The organism is Shinella zoogloeoides (assembly GCF_033705735.1).
Lineage (GTDB): Bacteria > Pseudomonadota > Alphaproteobacteria > Rhizobiales > Rhizobiaceae > Shinella > Shinella zoogloeoides_A.
In genome coordinates, this window is the sequence record NZ_CP131131.1 from 617617 (window position 1) to 633273 (window position 15657).

Here is a 15657-nt window from a genome sequence, read left to right on the forward strand (position 1 = left end):
GAGGCCTTTTCCCTTAAGGCGCCCACTGCTGCACAGCGACGTTTGGTGGAGTTTGCACCGAGTGTTCGAGGCTTTCGATGGGAAAACGTATTGAGATCAACGGTCGCTCGATTTTTCCTATTTCTCAATTCGGCGTAGGAGGAATATATATTTTCATGTCGAAATTGATATTCGTAAATAAAAAAATCATTTTGACGTTCGTCAAATTTCAAGATCTCATTCTGATGAATGTATTATTTATCGTATGTGCTATTTGGCATACGGTTTATATTCGATTTTCATAGAAATTTAATTTTCAATATGTTTATCGGGCAGAGCGAATGTGCCGCTTTCATGAAAGGCATGATGCCTGCATTCAGGAGTGTCTTTTATGCGATTGGTCGATATTTCCGTTAGCAAGCGTCTTTGGGCAGCCGTCGCGGTTCCGATGTTGGCGGCCGCTTATCTTGCCTATGCCCAGAGTTCCGAGCGTCTCGAAACCTATCGGAACATGGGCGATATCGTCACGGTCAGCCAGGAAATGGTGAAGATCGGCGGTGTCGTTCATAGCCTGCAGGTCGAGCGAGGTTTGACGACCGGGTTTCTTGGATCGAAGGGAGCCACCGGCAGTGCAGAGCTTCGTGTGGCGCGCAACGCCTCCGACGCCGCGATGACCGGATTCGCGCAAAGCATGAATAATCTCGATGCGGCGGTCGACGCCGATCTCTCTTCGGTACGGCGCGGTCTGGAGGAAAAGCTGGCCGCGATCGCCGACCTGCGCCCGTCCGTCGATGCGCTGACGGCGGGGGGGCCGGATGCCTTTGCAACCTATACGGCCACCATTGATGATATCATTGTGCTGACAAATCGCCTGTCCAGGCTCGCTTCTGATGCGGGGATTGCGCAACGCATGCTCGGCTATGTCCATCTGATGCAGGCCAAGGAGGCGGCCGGTCAGGAACGTGCCCTCGGCAACGGCTTCATCGTTTCCGGTCGGGTTGATCCGGTACGGTTTGGCTTATTCGCGGGGCTTGCCGGTCAGCAGGATGCGTTGATCACATCGGCGCTCTCCGTGCAGGATGATAGTCACCGTGCCCGCTACGAGCATATGCTGACTGATGTGTCGCAAACGATGGAGGATTTTCGCGCGCGTATCGTTGCCGGAGGCGTGGATGCGATGCTCGAAGGTTTGGAGAGTCCGCTATGGTTTGCTGCCGCAACGGAGCGTATCGATGCGCTGAAGGTAATAGAGACTGAAAATCTCAAGGATATCGGCGATCTCGCGCTTGCGACTGCCGGGGCGGCCTATCGCAGTTTCCTCACTCTCGTCCTCGTTTGCATCGTTGTCGGCCTTATGGTGATGGGCCTTTCCGGATTAATGGCGATGACGGTCGTACGTCCGATCGGGCGCATGGTCGGAGCCATGGATCGACTGGCTTCCGGCGATCTCGACTTTGATCCGGTCACGACCGGCCGCAAGGATGAAATCGGTGACATGGAGCAGGCCGTAGAGGTTTTCCACGAGGCTGCCGTGCGTAATCGAGAGCTGGAAGCGGCAGAGACAGAGCGGCGCGCACAGGTCGAGCGCGAGCGCACCGAGATGCAGCAGGCCGCGGAAGCCGAAGCCGAGGCTCGTCTCGTCCGTGCAACCTCGATATTCGCCGCCAGCATGCAGCGCCTTGCGGCTGGTGACATGATGTGTGAGTTGCAGCAACCGCTCGACACGCATTTCGAAGCACTTCGGCAGGACTTCAACGCATCTGTCCGACAATTGCGTGAAACCCTGGAAAGTGTTGGTGTCTCGGTTTCGACCGTCACGGGCGGCTCGCGTGAGGTGTCGTCGGCGTCCGACGATCTTTCCCGCCGCACCGAGCAGCAGGCCGCGTCGCTGGAGGAAACCGCTGCGGCGCTGGAAGAGATTACCGCCAATGTGGCAGCGACCTCGAAACGCGCAGACGAAGCCCGCGACATCGTACGACATGCGGAGAGCAGGGCCGGGCAGGCAGGCACCGTCGTAGAGAGTGCTGTTCTTGCGATGGAACGGATCGATCACGCTGCACGGCAGATCGGCCAGATCATAGGCGTCATCGACGAGATCGCCTTCCAGACTAATCTTCTCGCGCTGAATGCCGGGGTGGAAGCGGCACGCGCGGGGGAGGCGGGCAAGGGCTTTGCCGTCGTCGCGCAGGAGGTTCGTGAGCTTGCCCAGCGGTCCGCCAAGGCTGCGAGGGAAATCAAGGAACTGATCGGCAACTCCGAAGCCGCCGTGGGCGAGGGCGTGCGTTTGGTCAGCGATACCGGCGCGGGGCTCGACGAGATCGCTGAACTTGTCCAGTCGGTTACGCGGCACATGGAGGCAATCGCGACGGCAGCGCAGGAACAGTCCGCTGGTCTTCTGCAAATCAACACCGCGGTAAATCACATGGACCAGGTCACGCAGCAGAATGCTGCAATGGTTGAGGAGATGAATGCCGCTGGTGCCGCTCTGGCGCAGGAAAGCGCGACACTCGATGGTCTTCTCGCCCGGTTCCAGTTCGGCCGCCCGGACGGATGGGATAGTGCACAACGAGCCGCCTAGCAAAGAGGTGTGGTGCCATCGTTCGCCGCTGCACCTCAATTCGGCAACGCTTCTTGGATATTCGCGATCAATGCCGAAGACTTCGATAAAACGGCTGCGTGGTCCCGCTGCGGTGAGTTTGTTCAGTGCATCGTGCGCCGTCCGGAATTCATAGCCCTCCCTGAACGCGCAGGAAGTCGATGATGCGCCCTAGACCGTCCCCATGCTTCCTTCGGCGACCATCATATGCACGGCCTTGAAGGCGTACGCTTGTACACCAAGCTCAAGACCATCACGACCCGCTGGCCGACTGGCATCCGTTCAGGCGCGGATTTCGTCATGCCGACGATGCGATAGGGCCAGACGTCGGGATATTGCGCCGCCGAGGTCACACTCGGCGGTGTATCTCACGGTACGTTTATCGGTGGTCTTGCAACAGCAGGCTCCACCCTGAATGGAGCCGCCACATGTCCGGAGGTTGATGGCGCGGAACTTGTCGATCTCGCAATTTTTCCCGACGAGGGAAACTCCATCTTGCCTGAAATAGACATAGTGCTCACCACTATCCCGCATCTCATCGGAGGAGATTCGAACTGCACCTATGTGTTCCGAACACACTGTTGAAGTCTGCTTTCTCGACCTCGTTCTCCACAAGCGGACTATCAGCTCACGGCCCCAAATCGGATATCTAGCGTGCGCAAGCTGAAGTGCACAACCGGCCCATATTGGTACTCAATGTATCGACCTACTGCTATTCGGGATATTCAGAAAGTTCTGCGGTCATGCACCGCTAGCGCCGCGCGAATAGATGACTATAGTCAAATGGCCGCCTCCGTCAGAGAAGGCCTTTGGCCTTGAGGTCGGCGGCGAAGGTTGCGAGCGGCATGACCAGCGTGAGGGGACTGTTTTTGAGCGGCTCGGCCCCGTAGCTGGCATACCATTTGGCCGCCCGCACCCCCTTTGCGTCGATGATCAGCAACGCGCCGCCAGCCTCGGTGGCGACCCGCAGGCAGCGCAACGCAACGGCCGCGAGGAGTTGGCCACCCAAGCCGTGGCCGGCTACCTTCACGTCGGTCGCAATGCGTGCCAGCTTGAAACCGGAAACCTCGTGCTGGGCCAATCCTTTCGTCATCGACGCCGGCACTAGCTCATGGGCTATGGCGGAGGGGGCAACGGTGTAGAAGCCGAGCACGCGATTGGGCGTGGCGACGTCGATTGCGCAGAAAGTCTTTGAAGCATTTTGTTCGTGGCTTTGACGCGCGTAGCGCCGGAAAAACTCGTTCATCGCCGGATCGCCGCAGTCGAAAGACTGACGATCATGCGACTTCGCGATGGCTTCTTCTCTCCATGTGGGCAGTGTCATAGGGTGTCGGGCAACGCCGCGATTGCCGAGCGCAATTTTGCGTTGGGCTTAGGCGGATTTTCCATCAGCTCAAGCACGCGCGCATGATCGCGTGACGAGAGCCGAACGACCTCGGCCGCCTCGATCACGGCTTCGGCCTCCCGCAAGGCGGTCTGGGTCACGAAGTTGGTCAGGTCGGTGTTGCGCAATGCGGCCGCGCGTACGAGCTTGGCCTTCGTTTCCGGCGAGACGCGCAGATTCATGCGCTTGTTGTCATCCACGGCAGCTTGGGGCATCTCCATCTCCCTTGTGCAAGGTACTTGTTCAAGATGTACGCGAGCTTGGCTTGATTTTCAAGGTCGTGCGTCTTGATGGTGTACGTAATCCTCCGGTCGCTTGCCGTAGAGGAGGCTTTTAAAGCAAGGTCTCAAGTTTAAGACGCGCCAAGCCTGATTAGTTTCCCGGGAAAATCCGCTGGACAGATTATCACGACCCTGCTGTCGCTGTGAGCGTTCAGGTAGCCGTCTAGCCGCCCCCGAAAGGTCCATCTGGTGGGACCGATGGATTGACTGTCACTGTAGGGGCGTAACCATAAGGCGGCGATAATTTCGCATAGCAGCCATAAAATTCCACCGGACTGTCGTATTGGATTGTAGTACAAGACTGTCGTACAGGGAGTATTAGGTGATAAGGATTTAATAATCTTCTCAATGGCTTGAAATAGGGCGGAATCCTTGGCTGGGAATCCTGGCGCCCCAGCCAGCGCTTATTTCGAGCTTCTGAAGCTCTGGATTACTAAGCGTTTTCAGATCGTTGATGATGTTTGCGGAAGGGCGTATCCGAAGACTGCCCTCACCTCTGCCTCGGACGTAGCAGCAAGCATCGAACGTTGCAGGACGGTGGCCGGCCTTGTTGCTGCTTTTTCGAGGCGCGAGCTTGCGAGCACGGCGCGTCCGCAGCGCTGGCGTATTTCCAGCAGGTCCGTAGCAGAGCGGCGGGCTGCACGGCATTGAACCGGTCCGATTGGGCCACGGCAGGTCGTTCAGTCTCGTCTGATCGCGGCAGCAATCTGCTCGACAACGCTTCTTAGCGGTGCATCGATATCGACAATTATGGCTTTCTCATCGTTCTCTGGCAGCTCGAGTGCGGCGAATTGGCTGTCGATAAGGCTCGTCGGCATGAAGTGCCCGGCCCTGGTGGCCATGCGCGCGCCAATCAGGTCCCTACTGCCGGACAGGTGGACGAAGGTGACCGGTGCGCCGGCCTCGCGGCGGATGTGGTCGCGGTAACTGCGCTTCAGCGCCGAGCAGCCGAGGATCAGGGCTCCGTCCGGTTCGGCGAGCCTCTGGCCGACGAGGGTCAGCCAGGGCCAGCGGTCGTCGTCCGTCAGCGGTTCGCCACGGCTCATTTTCGCGATGTTTGCCGGCGGATGCAGGTCGTCGCCGTCGAGATAGGTGGCGTCGATGCGCATGGCGAGAGCCGTGCCGACTGTCGTCTTGCCGCAGCCGGCGACCCCCATCAGCACGAGGCGCTGCTGGTCGGGAGAGATGCCCATGTCAAAGCGACGCCGTGATGCCGCCGTCGACATAGAGCACGTGCCCGTTGACGAAGGAGGATGCATCAGAGGCAAGGAAGACGCAGGCGCCGACAAGCTCCTCCACTCTTCCCCAGCGACCGGCGGGCGTGCGCTTCTCCAACCACTCGGAAAACGCCGGATCGGCGACCAGCGCGGCATTCAGCGGCGTATCGAAATAGCCCGGCGCGATGGCGTTGCATTGCAGGCCGTATTTCGCCCAGTCCGTGGCCATGCCCTTCGTGAGGTTGCCGACGGCGCCCTTGGTCGCGGTATAGGGCGCAATGCCCGGACGGGCGAGCGCGGTCTGGACGCTGGCGATGTTGATGATCTTGCCGCCGCCGCGGCCGATCATATGGCGGGCGACGGCCTGGCCGACATTGAAGACCGTCGAGATGTTGGTCTTCAGGAGGCGCTCGAAGGCGTCTTCCGGAAAATCTTCCAGCGGGGTGCGGTGCTGCATGCCGGCATTGTTGACGAGGATGTCGATGGCCCCGACCTTTGCCTCGAACGCATCGATGGCCTCGCGCACGGCCGCGTGATCCGTCGCGTCGAAGGCGAGCGTGTGCCCGGCGCCAAGGTCCCGCGCCGTAGCGGCGAGCTTGGCCGCGTCGCGGCCGTTGAGGACGATTTCCGCACCTGCGGCGGCGAGCCCCCTTGCAAGCGCAAGGCCGATGCCCTGCGAGGAGCCGGTGACGAGCGCGCGCTTGCCCGTCAGATCGAACAGTTGAGTACTCATGGGCTTCCTTCCATGGAGTTCAGGCAAGTCCTCGCCGGTCGTCGACAGGCGAGGAGGGGGAGTGCGGGGTTAATGTCCCAGGAGGTGTGGCACCGTGGTGCTGATCTGCGGCACGAAGGCGAGGATCAGAAGGTACACGATGAGTACGCCGATGAAGGGCAGGGCGTGCTTGACCACATCGACAAACCGCGCCTCGGCGATCGCGCTGGTAATGAAGAGCAGCACGGCGACGGGTGGCGTGACGGCGCCGAGCTGCGTGGTGACGATCATCAGAATGCCGAGATGCAGCGGGTCGAAGCCGAAGGCCTGCCCGACATAGGCGGCGACCGGAACGAAGACGATCAGCACCGCAAGGCTTTCCAGGAACATCGTCAGGATGAGGATGATGCCGAGCAGGCTGAGCAGGACGACGTAGCGGTCGCTGGAGATCGATTGCAGCAGGGCGAGAACCGACTGGTTGAAATTGACGTAGGACAGAAGCCAGCCGAGTGCGCCGGCGACGGCGATGATGCCGACGACCATGGCGACGGTGACGGCTGCATCCAGGAAGATGCCCGGCAGGTCGCGCAGACGGATCTCGCGATAGACGAACATGCTGACGATGGCCGAGTAGAGGCAGGCCGCGACGCCCGCTTCCGTGGCCGTGAAGACGCCGGCAAAAATGCCGCCGAGGATGATGAACGGTGCCAGAAGCGCTACCCATGCGCCCCGGATGCTGTTCAGGATTTCGCGGAACGTGGCGCGCTTCGTATGATGACGCAAGGCCGGATACTGCGGGAACATCGCGAGGATCCGGATGAAACCCGACAGCAGTGCGGCAAGAAGCAGGCCGGGAACGATGCCCGCCATGAAGAGGCCACCGATCGAGACACCCGTCATGGCGCCATAGACGATCATCGTCATCGAAGGAGGAATGATGGGACCGATGATGGCCGCGACCGCGACGATGCTGGCGGCGAGGCCCGGCTGATAGCCTTGCTTCTTCATCGACGGGATCATGATGGAGCCGATCGATGCTGCCTCGGCCGCAGAGGAGCCGGAGACGTTCGCCATGGCCGTGCAGGCGACGACGCTGGTGTGGCCGAGGCTGCCGCGCAGATGCCCGACAAGCGTCTGCGCGAAGGTGACGAGCGCGCCGGAAAGCCCGCCCTTGGACATCAGCGATCCCGCAAGGATGAAGTAGGGCAGTGCGAGCAGGCTGAAGGAATCCAGCATGGCGAAGGTACGCTGGGCGAAGAGCGCGAAGTTGACGCCGGGCATGACGAAGATGCCGGCCGCGCTGGTCAGGCCGATGGCCAGCAGCACGGGTAGACCCAGCCCGACCAGAACGAGGAGGCCGCCGAAGAGAAGAATGAGCGTCATGCTGCCGATACTCCCAGTACCTTCTGAAGCAGCCGGTCCACGGCCGTGAAGACGAGATAGGCTCCGCCGATGAGGAGGCCGAGATAGACCTTGTCCATCGTCACGCCCATGCCCGGGCTGGTCTGCCGCCAGGCGACGCCCATCAGCGTTGCGGTTCCGGAGATGGTCGCGACGCCCAGAACCAGCCAGGCGAGATCGATGATCCAGCCGAGAACCAGCGCGCCGCGGGCACTGAGCGCATTCTGGAGAATATCGACGCCGATATGGGCGTTGCGGCGATAGCCGATGGGCACCGCGAAGAACACCAGCCAGATATGGCTGTAGCGCTGGAACTCTTCCGACCAGCTCAGCGTGCTGCCGAGGAGGAACCGGTTGAAGACCTGCCACAGTGCGGCGAAGACCATGGCGGCGAACAGGATGACGACCGCGATCTCGAACAGCCGATGGACTGCCGAAAAGAGCGTGCCGAGCGGCCCGGGAAGCGTCGCGACCGGCTTGCCGGATGCCTCCTTCTCGACCGTATCGAAATCAGATGTGACATGCATCGCAACCCCTCCCTGCGACGTGGTAGGCAGATCGGCCGGGTCACTCCCGTCCCGCCGCCGTCCGCCTTTGTTGATTGACCTGCCCGTGCCGCTTCAGCGGAACTTCGCCTGCATCGTCCCGATGCCGGGAATGGCGTCCTTGAGATGGGCGTGCCGCTCCTCGAAATGCTGGAGTAGCCCGCGCTTCGTCCGGCCGGCGAGAATGGTGAAGATATATTCGGCATGGCCCGGCGAGGTGACCGTCGGGTGATAGCCGCCGGCGACCAGCACCGTATCGCGGTGACCCGTCATCACGACCTGTCGCGCCTCGCCCTCGCGATAGAGGAACTGGCCGCCGAAGCCGGTCTCTGGCTGGAAACGGTAGTGGTAGAGCTCCTCGTGGTCCGTTTCGCCATCCCGGTCCGTATCGTGCTTGTGGGGCGGGTAGCCCGACCAGCAGCCCTGTTCGCAATAGAGTTCGCTGACCAGCAGGCGGCCGCTGCGGCCTTCGCCGTTCTGGCCGAGAAGGTGGTAGATGTCGCGCCGCGAATGCGTCTCGCTGGAACCGACGGCGACCATTTCCACCTCTTCGGGTGTCACGCGGAAGGGAGGGTACTCCTCTGCGCAGCGTGCGCCGGCAATGGCGACCTCGCAATCGCTGAGCGCCTCGATGGTGATCGCGCCGCGGCTGCCGGCGTAGACGCTGTCTGTCCGGCCGTCCCAAATGCTCCGTCTTCCGCCGACGGCGCTGAAGCCATGCCCGCCGACATGGACATCGACGAGGCCGTGCAGCGGCACGATATGCGCTTCCAGCTCTTCACGCTCGAAGACGTGGCGTTCGCCGGCCTTCAGCCTGACGAGGTTGAAGTAGATGAGCGAAAGGTGTCCGCCCGGCACGACGATGGGCTGGTTCTCGTTGTCGTGCGCGTGAATGTGAAAGGACATGGCAGTCTCCGGAATGGACGGCGCCCCGCCAGGGGCGCCGCTGATAGGGTCACTTCGCTGCGGCGCGGATCTTTTCGAGGAGCCCGGTGGCTTCGAAGGATGTGGCAAGCTCGTCCTGCACGCTTGCGGCGGCCGACTGGAGCGGTGCCGTATCGACCTCCGTGACGTTGACGCCTGCATCGGCCAGGGCCTTCAGGGCTTCGCCTTCGCGCAGCGGTGCCAGCGAACGTTGTGCGTCGCGGGCAAACCAGGCCGCCTTCTGCAGGGTCGCCTTGTCGGCTTCCGACAGAGAGCTGACGAAGGTGCTGGAGCAGACGAATGCCAGCGGGCCGAAGAGGTGGCGCGTCAGTGCGTAGTTGTGCGCGACCTCGTTGAACTTGTTGGCGAGGATGATGGAGGCATTGTGCTCAAGCCCGTCGAGCACGCCCGTTTCCATGGCCGTGTAGATTTCGCCGAATGCCATCGGCGTGGCATTGGCGCCCATGGCATTGATCGCCTTGACGTAGGTGTCCGTCGGGATCGTGCGGATCTTCAGGCCCTTGAGGTCTTCGACATTCGTGATGGCCTTGTTGGTCGTGGCCACGTTGCGATAGCCCCAGCTATCCAGCCAGGCGACGACTTCGAAGCCGCTGTTGCGCAATGCGGTCTGCAGTTCCGTGCCGACCTCGCCGTCGAGGACGCGGTGGACATGGTCGTAGTCCTTCCAGAGGAAGGGCAGGTCGAGCACGCCGACCTTCTTCTCGAAATTGCCCAGGATGGCGGTGCCGGAGATGATGCAGTCGGCGCCGGAGCCGAGCTGCATGGCCTCATAGACCTCACGCTCCTGGCCGAGCTGGTTGTTGGGGTGAATGGTCACGTTGAAGTTGGTTCCGAAGTCCTGTGCGTACTTCTGGAACAGCCAGGACGTCGTATGGATCTCGGATTCCATCGAGTCCTGATGCGCATGCGCGAGCTTGAGTTCGACGGCGTGAGCCGACAGGCTCATAAGCAACGCGAAGCCCGCGCCGCCAACGAAAGTGGCAGTCCTCATTATTCCCTCCCAGGGTGTTGAATTACCTTGCCGCGGAGCGCGGATCAGGTTCCGGCGTCGAGTTCGCTGTAGCGCGTCCCCGTCATGATCAGGTGCCGATGCATGGCATGGCCTGCCGCGTCCGCATCGCCGCGTTCGATGGCGCGCAGGATGGTCGCATGCTCCTCCAGCGCCTGGGTCGCACGCCCTGCATCGCAGGTGCCGCTTTCCTTGGCGCTGGAAATGATACGGGGTGCGAAGACGCTCACCATGGAGTGCAGCGCCTCGTTGCCGGTTGCCTTGGCGACTTCAAGATGGAAGAGCACGTCCGGCTCGATGGACGGCCGGTTTTCGGCAACCGCGGCTACATGGGTTTCATGCACCGCGCGGATGGCGGCGATCGCCGCCTTGCCGGCCCGTTCCGCAGCCAGACGCGCCGTCTGCACTTCGAGAATCCTGCGTGCCTCGACCATGTCGGCAGGGGCCGGGTCGGCAATCGACAGCATGTTGGCGATCAGGCCCGAAATGCCCGAGGACGTCATGTTGTCCTCGACCACCGTGCCGCTCTGCGGGCGCGTGCGCAGGATGCCGAAGAACTCCAGCTTGAGAAGCGCCTCGCGCACGGCGCTGCGTCCGACGCCAAACTGTTCGGCGAGGGCACGCTCCGCCGGCAGGCGATCACCGGGCTTGATGACGCCCTGGGCGATGAGGGCGCGGAGCTGCTGGATGATCTGCTCGGACGGACTCGTGACGTCGATCCGGCTCAATCCCTTCAGAACTTCCATCCCTGCCTCCCTCTGGCATCATCCGATTGCCATGGGATAGCATCAAGGAGTAAATTGGTCAACCAGTCGCTAGTTGATCAGAAAAAATGATTTGCCCGCCTTAAAAGACGAATACACACCAAGCTGTGAGCAATGCCGTGAGCGGTCCTATGCTGTTATCGGTTCGAGCCTTTTTAGAAGCCAGCGTCACAGCTTATCTGCATAAGCCCAGAGCCGCTGCGTCTACCAAGAGAGTGGCGTCCGCGTGCGCATTTAGGGCCGAAGCTGGGATGGGAGCGCGGTGGTGAAACGGCGACGCAATCGACGAGAGACGGCATGGAACAATTCATCATCAATGGCGCGATCCTATCGACCAATTGCGCGCTGATTCCGCCCGGCCTCACGCTCATCTTCGGCATCATGAACGTGCTGAACTTCGCACGCAGCCGGATGTTCATGATCGGCAGCCTCGTGGTCTACTGGGTCTGCGCGGTCTATGGAATGCCCTATGGGGTGAGGCTGACGGGCCGCAAAGAAAACTCGATGCTGCTCGCCGTCGGCACGGCTTTCGTGCTGTGATATCGCCGAGTTCCATGGACCGTCTTCGCGGAGCGGTATCTGGATGATGAATATGAAGCTGCCCTATCAAGAGGCTGGTCATCCGGGCTTCGAGGAAAGAAGAGAGCGGGATAATCAGTCATAGCTGTTTTCTTACTCGTCGATGGGAATCGCCGGAATGTTCAGTGGCGCCCGAGTACGTGCCATTTCTCCGCGCTCTTGCCGGATAAGGCGATGTAATGCCCGTAGAGATTGGCGGTCGGGTCGCAATGCGTCGCGGCGAGAAGCAGGCGGCTACCGAGGCGCGGCGGCTTCCGTCCCGGTGGTAGCCGGACGACGCCATGTTCATCGCCAGCAAAGTGGTAGGAGGAACCGTTCGGCGCGCCGAGGATCATATCCGGCATAGGGCCGTTGAAGGCAACAGCCTTCGTGCCAGCATCCACCGTCACCTGTCCTTCGCGGTTGGCCGACACCACGGTTGTCAGGATGAACAGTGATTGTTCATAGGGCAGGGCGCCGCCCTCCTTGTCGGTGATGCGTCGATAGTCCGCGTCCATGAAGACATAGGAACCGACCTGCACCTCGTTGAACGGCCCGGCGCAATCGAAACCGAAGGTTCCGGTGCCGCTGCCCGTGACGATGTCTGCCGTGATCCCGGCCTGGCGCAGCCCGGTGAGGGTCTGCCTCAAGGTATCCGCCACCTGCCGGGCTCCGGCTTCGCGGGCATCGTGATCGGCAATGTGCTGCACCTGTCCAGCAAAGCCTTGAATGCCACAAAAAACCACAGCAGGGGAAAAGACCGCACGTTCTGCAAGCGAAATGGCGGCAGCTACGGACTGTGTCCCGGAGCGGCCCTGCCCGACATCGAGTTCGACGACAACCGAAATGGGGCGGGCATTACGGCTTTTTACCGCCTCGATCTGGGCTAGATGATCCTGATGATCGAGGGTCAAGGTGAGATCCACCCGTTCGCCCAGTTGCACGGCGCGCGCGTACTTTTCATCGCCCGCCAGCGGAGACGTAATCATCAGGGGCCCGACGCTGGCGTCGGCAAGCGCTTCGGCCTCGCCGATTGTGGCGCAGGCGATCCCCACGGCCCCCGCCTCGAGCTGGAGGCGCGCAATCTCGGCGCATTTGTGAGTTTTTGCATGCGGCCGCAACGCAATTCCGGCCTGCCGGGCATGGAACGCCATGGTATCGATGTTGCGCGTCAGCGCGGCGACGTCGATCATCGCGCAAGGCGTTGGCAGGGAAAGCAGGCGTGGATCGTCCGGACGAAGCGATGACATGGCTGCTCCTCCTAGGGTCAGGACTGGTTGCCGCGGAAGCGCGACAGGCGGAAGGGGGAGGGATCGACCACCGGATTGTCGTTGGCGACGAGATCAGCGGTCAGGCGGCCGGCGCCCAGACCCAGCCCGAAGCCATGACCCGAATAGCCGGTGGACACCACCAGACCTGGTGCGGCCTCCACAGGCGCGATGACGGGAACGGCGTCGGGTGTGACGTCGATCAGGCCAGCCCATTCTTCCGCAATCTTTGCGCCACGGAAATGGGGGAAGGTTTCCACCAGATGGTGCCAGGCTTTCGAAAGATCGCGGCGGACAGGCGCTGGGTCCAGGACGGCATCCGTTCGCGGCCGGTTGAACTGTTGGGGGGAAAGAAAGCTTCCGGCTGTGCGTCTGCCTGCCTGGAGCCGGATAGAGCGCCACTCCTCCCGCATCAGCCCGAGGAAATCCGGCAGGAAGCGAAAACTGTCGGCGACGATTTCCGCCGTCATCGTGGTGCCGAAGCCGACCGTATAGCCGCCATCGAGCCGTTTGCGGATGGAAAAGCCGCCGCCTTTCATGGAAAGAGCAGGACCGCCATCGAAGGCTTCGGTGCGCAATGTGGATTCGGTGATCGCAAGCTGCGGCAGGCGGATGTCGAGGGGGCGCAACATGGCGCTTGACCAGGCGCCTCCCGCAAGCACCACTCGCTGGCAGGCGAGACGACGCCCCCTGTCGAGCAGCACGCCGGATATCCGCCCGCCGGAAAGCTCGATCCCCTCCACGGCAGTGCGGGTATGGATGCGCGCTCCTGCCCGCATGGCGGCGGCGGCGATGGCGGGGGCGGCCATGCCGGGTTCAGCTCGCCCGTCGGAGGGGGCGTATAGCGCTTCGCGCCACCGGCCGCGATGTTCGGGGACGAGGCGGGAAATTTCGGCAGCGGAGAGCATACGGCAATCGACACTGTAATCGCGCGCTTTTTCCAGCCAACCGTGGCCCTCGTCGATCTGCCGGTCAGTGGAAAAGACGTTCAGCGTGCCGCAGACGGCAAAGCCGGTCGCGCCCGGCAGGCGGGCTTCCAGATCGCGCCACAGCCGCATGCTTTCGAGTATCAGCGGTAGTTCGCGGATATCGCGCCCCTGCGTTCGGCACCAACCCCAGTTGCGGCTGGATTGCTCGCAGGCGATCTCCGATTTTTCAAGGAGAGCCGTCGAAATGCCACGCTCGGCCAGAAACAGCGCCGTGCTGCAACCGATGATCCCGCCGCCGATGATGACGACATCGGCCGCCTCGCCGGTCCATTGAGATGTAACGATCCTGTTCACTCGTGGTGCCATGGAAAATGCCTTCCTGTCTGAGACTACAGCCGCCTTTGCGAGAGGATGCGGAATAGCGCGATGCCGATGAGGGGTAACCCGACGGTGATGGCGACCATGATGGTGCCGAGCGCATTGATCTCGGGGCTGACGGAATCGCGCAGCATGCTGTAGATTTGCGTAGGTAAGGTTTCGGTGCCGACCGGACGCCAGAAGATCGAGGCGGTGACGTTGTCGAAGGACAGCGTGAAGGACAACAACAGTCCGGCGACGACGGCCGGCATCAGCAGCGGCAGGGTGATTTCGCGGAATACCTGGAAGCGGTTGGCGCCAAGGGTGGCGGCGGCTTCCTCATAAGCCTTCTGTATGGTCATCAGCCGTGCATGCACGACCAGCACCACATAGGGCAGTGCCAGCATGATATGGCCCGTCAGCAGCAGCCCGAAACTGCGCGGTTGCTTGAACCATTGCAGGAACAGCAAAAGTCCGACTGCCAGCACCGTTTCTGGCACCAGAAGCGGGGTGAGCAGGAACGTGTTGATGAGCTTCTTGCCGGGAAACTCGTAGCGGACCAGTGCAAGGGCGGCGAGAATGCCGACGGTGCCGCAGATGAGAGCGGTCAGCACGCCAAGTAGCAGCGAGGTTTTCAACGCGCGCATCACCGTCTGGTTGGCGAAGAGTTCGCCGAACCAGTGCAGCCCGAAGCCCTGGATCGGGAAGGAGCCGTATTCGGCGGTGTTGAAGGAAAGCAGGATCACCACGAAGACCGGCCCGAACAAGAACAGGTAGACGAGCGCGGTGAAGAGTTTGAGCAGCCAGCCGGGGCTGTCATCGGCGGAAGTCATCGCGTCAGCCCTTTCGTGATCGAACCGATGCCGAGATAGCGGCTATAGACGGCGGTCAGCAGAAGTAGCAGCAGCGTCAGGGCGAGCGACAGCACGGCGCCCATCGGCCAGTTAAGTTCGTGATTGATGGTGTCGGCGATAATGTTGCCAAACATATAGTCGTCGGGTCCGCCAAGGAGGGCTGGCGTGATATAAGTGCCCGCCGCCAGTACCAGCGACAGGAGAATGCCGGAGCAGAGGCCCGGTAGTGACAGCGGCAGGGTGATCTCGCGGAACGCCTGCCATGAGGTGCAGCCAAGGGTTCTGGCGGCATGCAGCAGGTTGCGGTCGATGCCATCGATGCTGACATAGATGTTGAGGATGAGATAGGGCAGCACGAAGCTCAATATGCCGAGGATGACGGAGAATTCGGTGTAAAGCAGGGTCAGCGGCGCATCGGTGATGCCGGCCCACATCAGGAAGGCGTTCACCGCGCCGCGTTCGCCGAGAATATTGATCCAGGCGAGGTTGCGGATGATGAAGCTGATCCAGAAGGGCAGGACCAGCAGCAGCAGCAGGAAGGGCCGCAGCATGGCGGCGGAAAAGGCGATGGTATAGGCGACGGGGTAGCCGATGAAGACGGCGATGATGGTGGCCGTCAGCGCTATGCGTATGGTTTTCCAGAGGCCGGTATAATAATAGGGATCGGAAAACAGCATGGCCCAGTTTTCGAGGTTAAAGCCCGCGGCATCGCGGCCGCCGCCAATATAGGTATTGAAGCTGTAGCGCAGCATCATTGCGGTGGGTGCGATGATCAGCAGCACCAGCACAATGATGGCTGGTGCCAGAAGTAGGATAAGGCGCAGCCGGTCGCCGCGCTCAAGGGGAGCCGCCGCCATA

General features: G+C 61.5%; 15 protein-coding genes and 1 pseudogene. 3 read left to right on the forward strand and 13 right to left on the reverse strand.

The window, feature by feature from the left end; all coding sequences use genetic code 11:
• Positions 1-370 precede the first annotated feature (370 nt).
• On the forward strand, positions 371-2557 hold the full coding sequence (locus ShzoTeo12_RS20620; protein WP_119254775.1) for a methyl-accepting chemotaxis protein: 2187 nt from the start codon (positions 371-373) through the stop codon (positions 2555-2557).
• Between the two features lie 210 nt (positions 2558-2767).
• Positions 2768-2893: pseudogene (locus ShzoTeo12_RS20625) on the forward strand (methylmalonate-semialdehyde dehydrogenase (CoA acylating)); the annotation flags it as partial.
• 478 nt (positions 2894-3371) lie between these two features.
• Here ShzoTeo12_RS20625 and ShzoTeo12_RS20630 read toward each other — a convergent pair.
• From ShzoTeo12_RS20630 to ShzoTeo12_RS20670, 9 genes are all read right to left on the reverse strand, one after another.
• Complete coding sequence (locus tag ShzoTeo12_RS20630) at positions 3372-3899, reverse strand: GNAT family N-acetyltransferase (protein ID WP_318913933.1); 528 nt, start codon at positions 3897-3899, stop codon at positions 3372-3374.
• Entirely contained in the window at positions 3896-4174 is a 279-nt protein-coding gene (locus ShzoTeo12_RS20635) for a DUF1778 domain-containing protein (protein ID WP_245424709.1), read from the reverse strand. The genes ShzoTeo12_RS20630 and ShzoTeo12_RS20635 overlap by 4 nt, the downstream gene beginning before the upstream one ends.
• Positions 4175-4920: 746 nt before the next feature.
• A complete protein-coding gene (locus ShzoTeo12_RS20640) occupies positions 4921-5433 on the reverse strand; it encodes a gluconokinase, GntK/IdnK-type (protein ID WP_318913936.1) in 513 nt (170 codons plus the stop codon).
• A gap of 1 nt (position 5434) precedes the next feature.
• Entirely contained in the window at positions 5435-6190 is a 756-nt protein-coding gene (locus ShzoTeo12_RS20645; protein WP_318913938.1) for an SDR family oxidoreductase, read from the reverse strand.
• Positions 6191-6259: 69 nt separating this feature from the next.
• On the reverse strand, positions 6260-7552 hold the full coding sequence (locus tag ShzoTeo12_RS20650; RefSeq protein WP_318913940.1) for a TRAP transporter large permease: 1293 nt from the start codon (positions 7550-7552) through the stop codon (positions 6260-6262).
• Positions 7549-8097, reverse strand: a complete 549-nt coding sequence (locus tag ShzoTeo12_RS20655) for a TRAP transporter small permease (RefSeq protein WP_318913942.1) — start codon at positions 8095-8097, stop codon at positions 7549-7551. Before ShzoTeo12_RS20655 ends, ShzoTeo12_RS20650 begins: the two co-directional genes overlap by 4 nt.
• Positions 8098-8190: 93 nt before the next feature.
• Positions 8191-9021 (reverse strand): 5-deoxy-glucuronate isomerase, encoded by an 831-nt coding sequence (locus tag ShzoTeo12_RS20660; RefSeq protein ID WP_318913944.1) that lies wholly within the window; start codon positions 9019-9021, stop codon positions 8191-8193.
• 49 nt (positions 9022-9070) lie between these two features.
• The gene (locus ShzoTeo12_RS20665) at positions 9071-10051 is read right to left on the reverse strand and encodes a TRAP transporter substrate-binding protein (protein ID WP_318913946.1); all 981 of its coding nucleotides are present in this window, start codon (positions 10049-10051) and stop codon (positions 9071-9073) included.
• Between the two features lie 44 nt (positions 10052-10095).
• Positions 10096-10815 (reverse strand): FadR/GntR family transcriptional regulator, encoded by a 720-nt coding sequence (locus tag ShzoTeo12_RS20670; RefSeq protein WP_318913947.1) that lies wholly within the window; start codon positions 10813-10815, stop codon positions 10096-10098.
• A gap of 315 nt (positions 10816-11130) precedes the next feature.
• Between ShzoTeo12_RS20670 and ShzoTeo12_RS20675 the strand changes: the two genes are divergently transcribed.
• Complete coding sequence (locus tag ShzoTeo12_RS20675; RefSeq protein ID WP_318913949.1) at positions 11131-11373, forward strand: hypothetical protein; 243 nt, start codon at positions 11131-11133, stop codon at positions 11371-11373.
• A gap of 161 nt (positions 11374-11534) precedes the next feature.
• Here ShzoTeo12_RS20675 and ShzoTeo12_RS20680 read toward each other — a convergent pair whose 3' ends face one another.
• From ShzoTeo12_RS20680 to ShzoTeo12_RS20695, 4 genes are read right to left on the reverse strand one after another with little or no spacing between them, the layout of a single operon-like run.
• Positions 11535-12641: a DSD1 family PLP-dependent enzyme gene (locus tag ShzoTeo12_RS20680; protein ID WP_318913951.1), complete on the reverse strand. Its 1107-nt coding sequence runs from the start codon at positions 12639-12641 to the stop codon at positions 11535-11537.
• A gap of 17 nt (positions 12642-12658) precedes the next feature.
• Positions 12659-13954: an NAD(P)/FAD-dependent oxidoreductase gene (locus ShzoTeo12_RS20685; RefSeq protein ID WP_119254786.1), complete on the reverse strand. Its 1296-nt coding sequence runs from the start codon at positions 13952-13954 to the stop codon at positions 12659-12661.
• Positions 13955-13977: 23 nt separating this feature from the next.
• Positions 13978-14778: an ABC transporter permease gene (locus ShzoTeo12_RS20690; RefSeq protein ID WP_119254787.1), complete on the reverse strand. Its 801-nt coding sequence runs from the start codon at positions 14776-14778 to the stop codon at positions 13978-13980.
• On the reverse strand, positions 14775-15656 hold the full coding sequence (locus ShzoTeo12_RS20695) for an ABC transporter permease (RefSeq protein ID WP_119254788.1): 882 nt from the start codon (positions 15654-15656) through the stop codon (positions 14775-14777). Before ShzoTeo12_RS20695 ends, ShzoTeo12_RS20690 begins: the two co-directional genes overlap by 4 nt.
• Between the last annotated feature and the right edge of the window lies 1 nt (position 15657).

Excerpts from the sequence above, each read along its gene's own strand:
- ShzoTeo12_RS20620 (WP_119254775.1), top strand. The coding sequence starts at position 371 with ATGCGATTGGTCGATATTTCCGTTAGCAAGCGTCTTTGGGCAGCCGTC.
- ShzoTeo12_RS20630 (WP_318913933.1), bottom strand. The coding sequence starts at position 3,899 with ATGACACTGCCCACATGGAGAGAAGAAGCCATCGCGAAGTCGCATGAT.
- ShzoTeo12_RS20635 (WP_245424709.1), bottom strand. The coding sequence starts at position 4,174 with ATGCCCCAAGCTGCCGTGGATGACAACAAGCGCATGAATCTGCGCGTC.
- ShzoTeo12_RS20640 (WP_318913936.1), bottom strand. The coding sequence starts at position 5,433 with ATGGGCATCTCTCCCGACCAGCAGCGCCTCGTGCTGATGGGGGTCGCC.
- ShzoTeo12_RS20645 (WP_318913938.1), bottom strand. The coding sequence starts at position 6,190 with ATGAGTACTCAACTGTTCGATCTGACGGGCAAGCGCGCGCTCGTCACC.
- ShzoTeo12_RS20650 (WP_318913940.1), bottom strand. The coding sequence starts at position 7,552 with ATGACGCTCATTCTTCTCTTCGGCGGCCTCCTCGTTCTGGTCGGGCTG.
- ShzoTeo12_RS20655 (WP_318913942.1), bottom strand. The coding sequence starts at position 8,097 with ATGCATGTCACATCTGATTTCGATACGGTCGAGAAGGAGGCATCCGGC.
- ShzoTeo12_RS20660 (WP_318913944.1), bottom strand. The coding sequence starts at position 9,021 with ATGTCCTTTCACATTCACGCGCACGACAACGAGAACCAGCCCATCGTC.
- ShzoTeo12_RS20665 (WP_318913946.1), bottom strand. The coding sequence starts at position 10,051 with ATGAGGACTGCCACTTTCGTTGGCGGCGCGGGCTTCGCGTTGCTTATG.
- ShzoTeo12_RS20670 (WP_318913947.1), bottom strand. The coding sequence starts at position 10,815 with ATGGAAGTTCTGAAGGGATTGAGCCGGATCGACGTCACGAGTCCGTCC.
- ShzoTeo12_RS20675 (WP_318913949.1), top strand. The coding sequence starts at position 11,131 with ATGGAACAATTCATCATCAATGGCGCGATCCTATCGACCAATTGCGCG.
- ShzoTeo12_RS20680 (WP_318913951.1), bottom strand. The coding sequence starts at position 12,641 with ATGTCATCGCTTCGTCCGGACGATCCACGCCTGCTTTCCCTGCCAACG.
- ShzoTeo12_RS20685 (WP_119254786.1), bottom strand. The coding sequence starts at position 13,954 with ATGGCACCACGAGTGAACAGGATCGTTACATCTCAATGGACCGGCGAG.
- ShzoTeo12_RS20690 (WP_119254787.1), bottom strand. The coding sequence starts at position 14,778 with ATGACTTCCGCCGATGACAGCCCCGGCTGGCTGCTCAAACTCTTCACC.
- ShzoTeo12_RS20695 (WP_119254788.1), bottom strand. The coding sequence starts at position 15,656 with ATGGCGGCGGCTCCCCTTGAGCGCGGCGACCGGCTGCGCCTTATCCTA.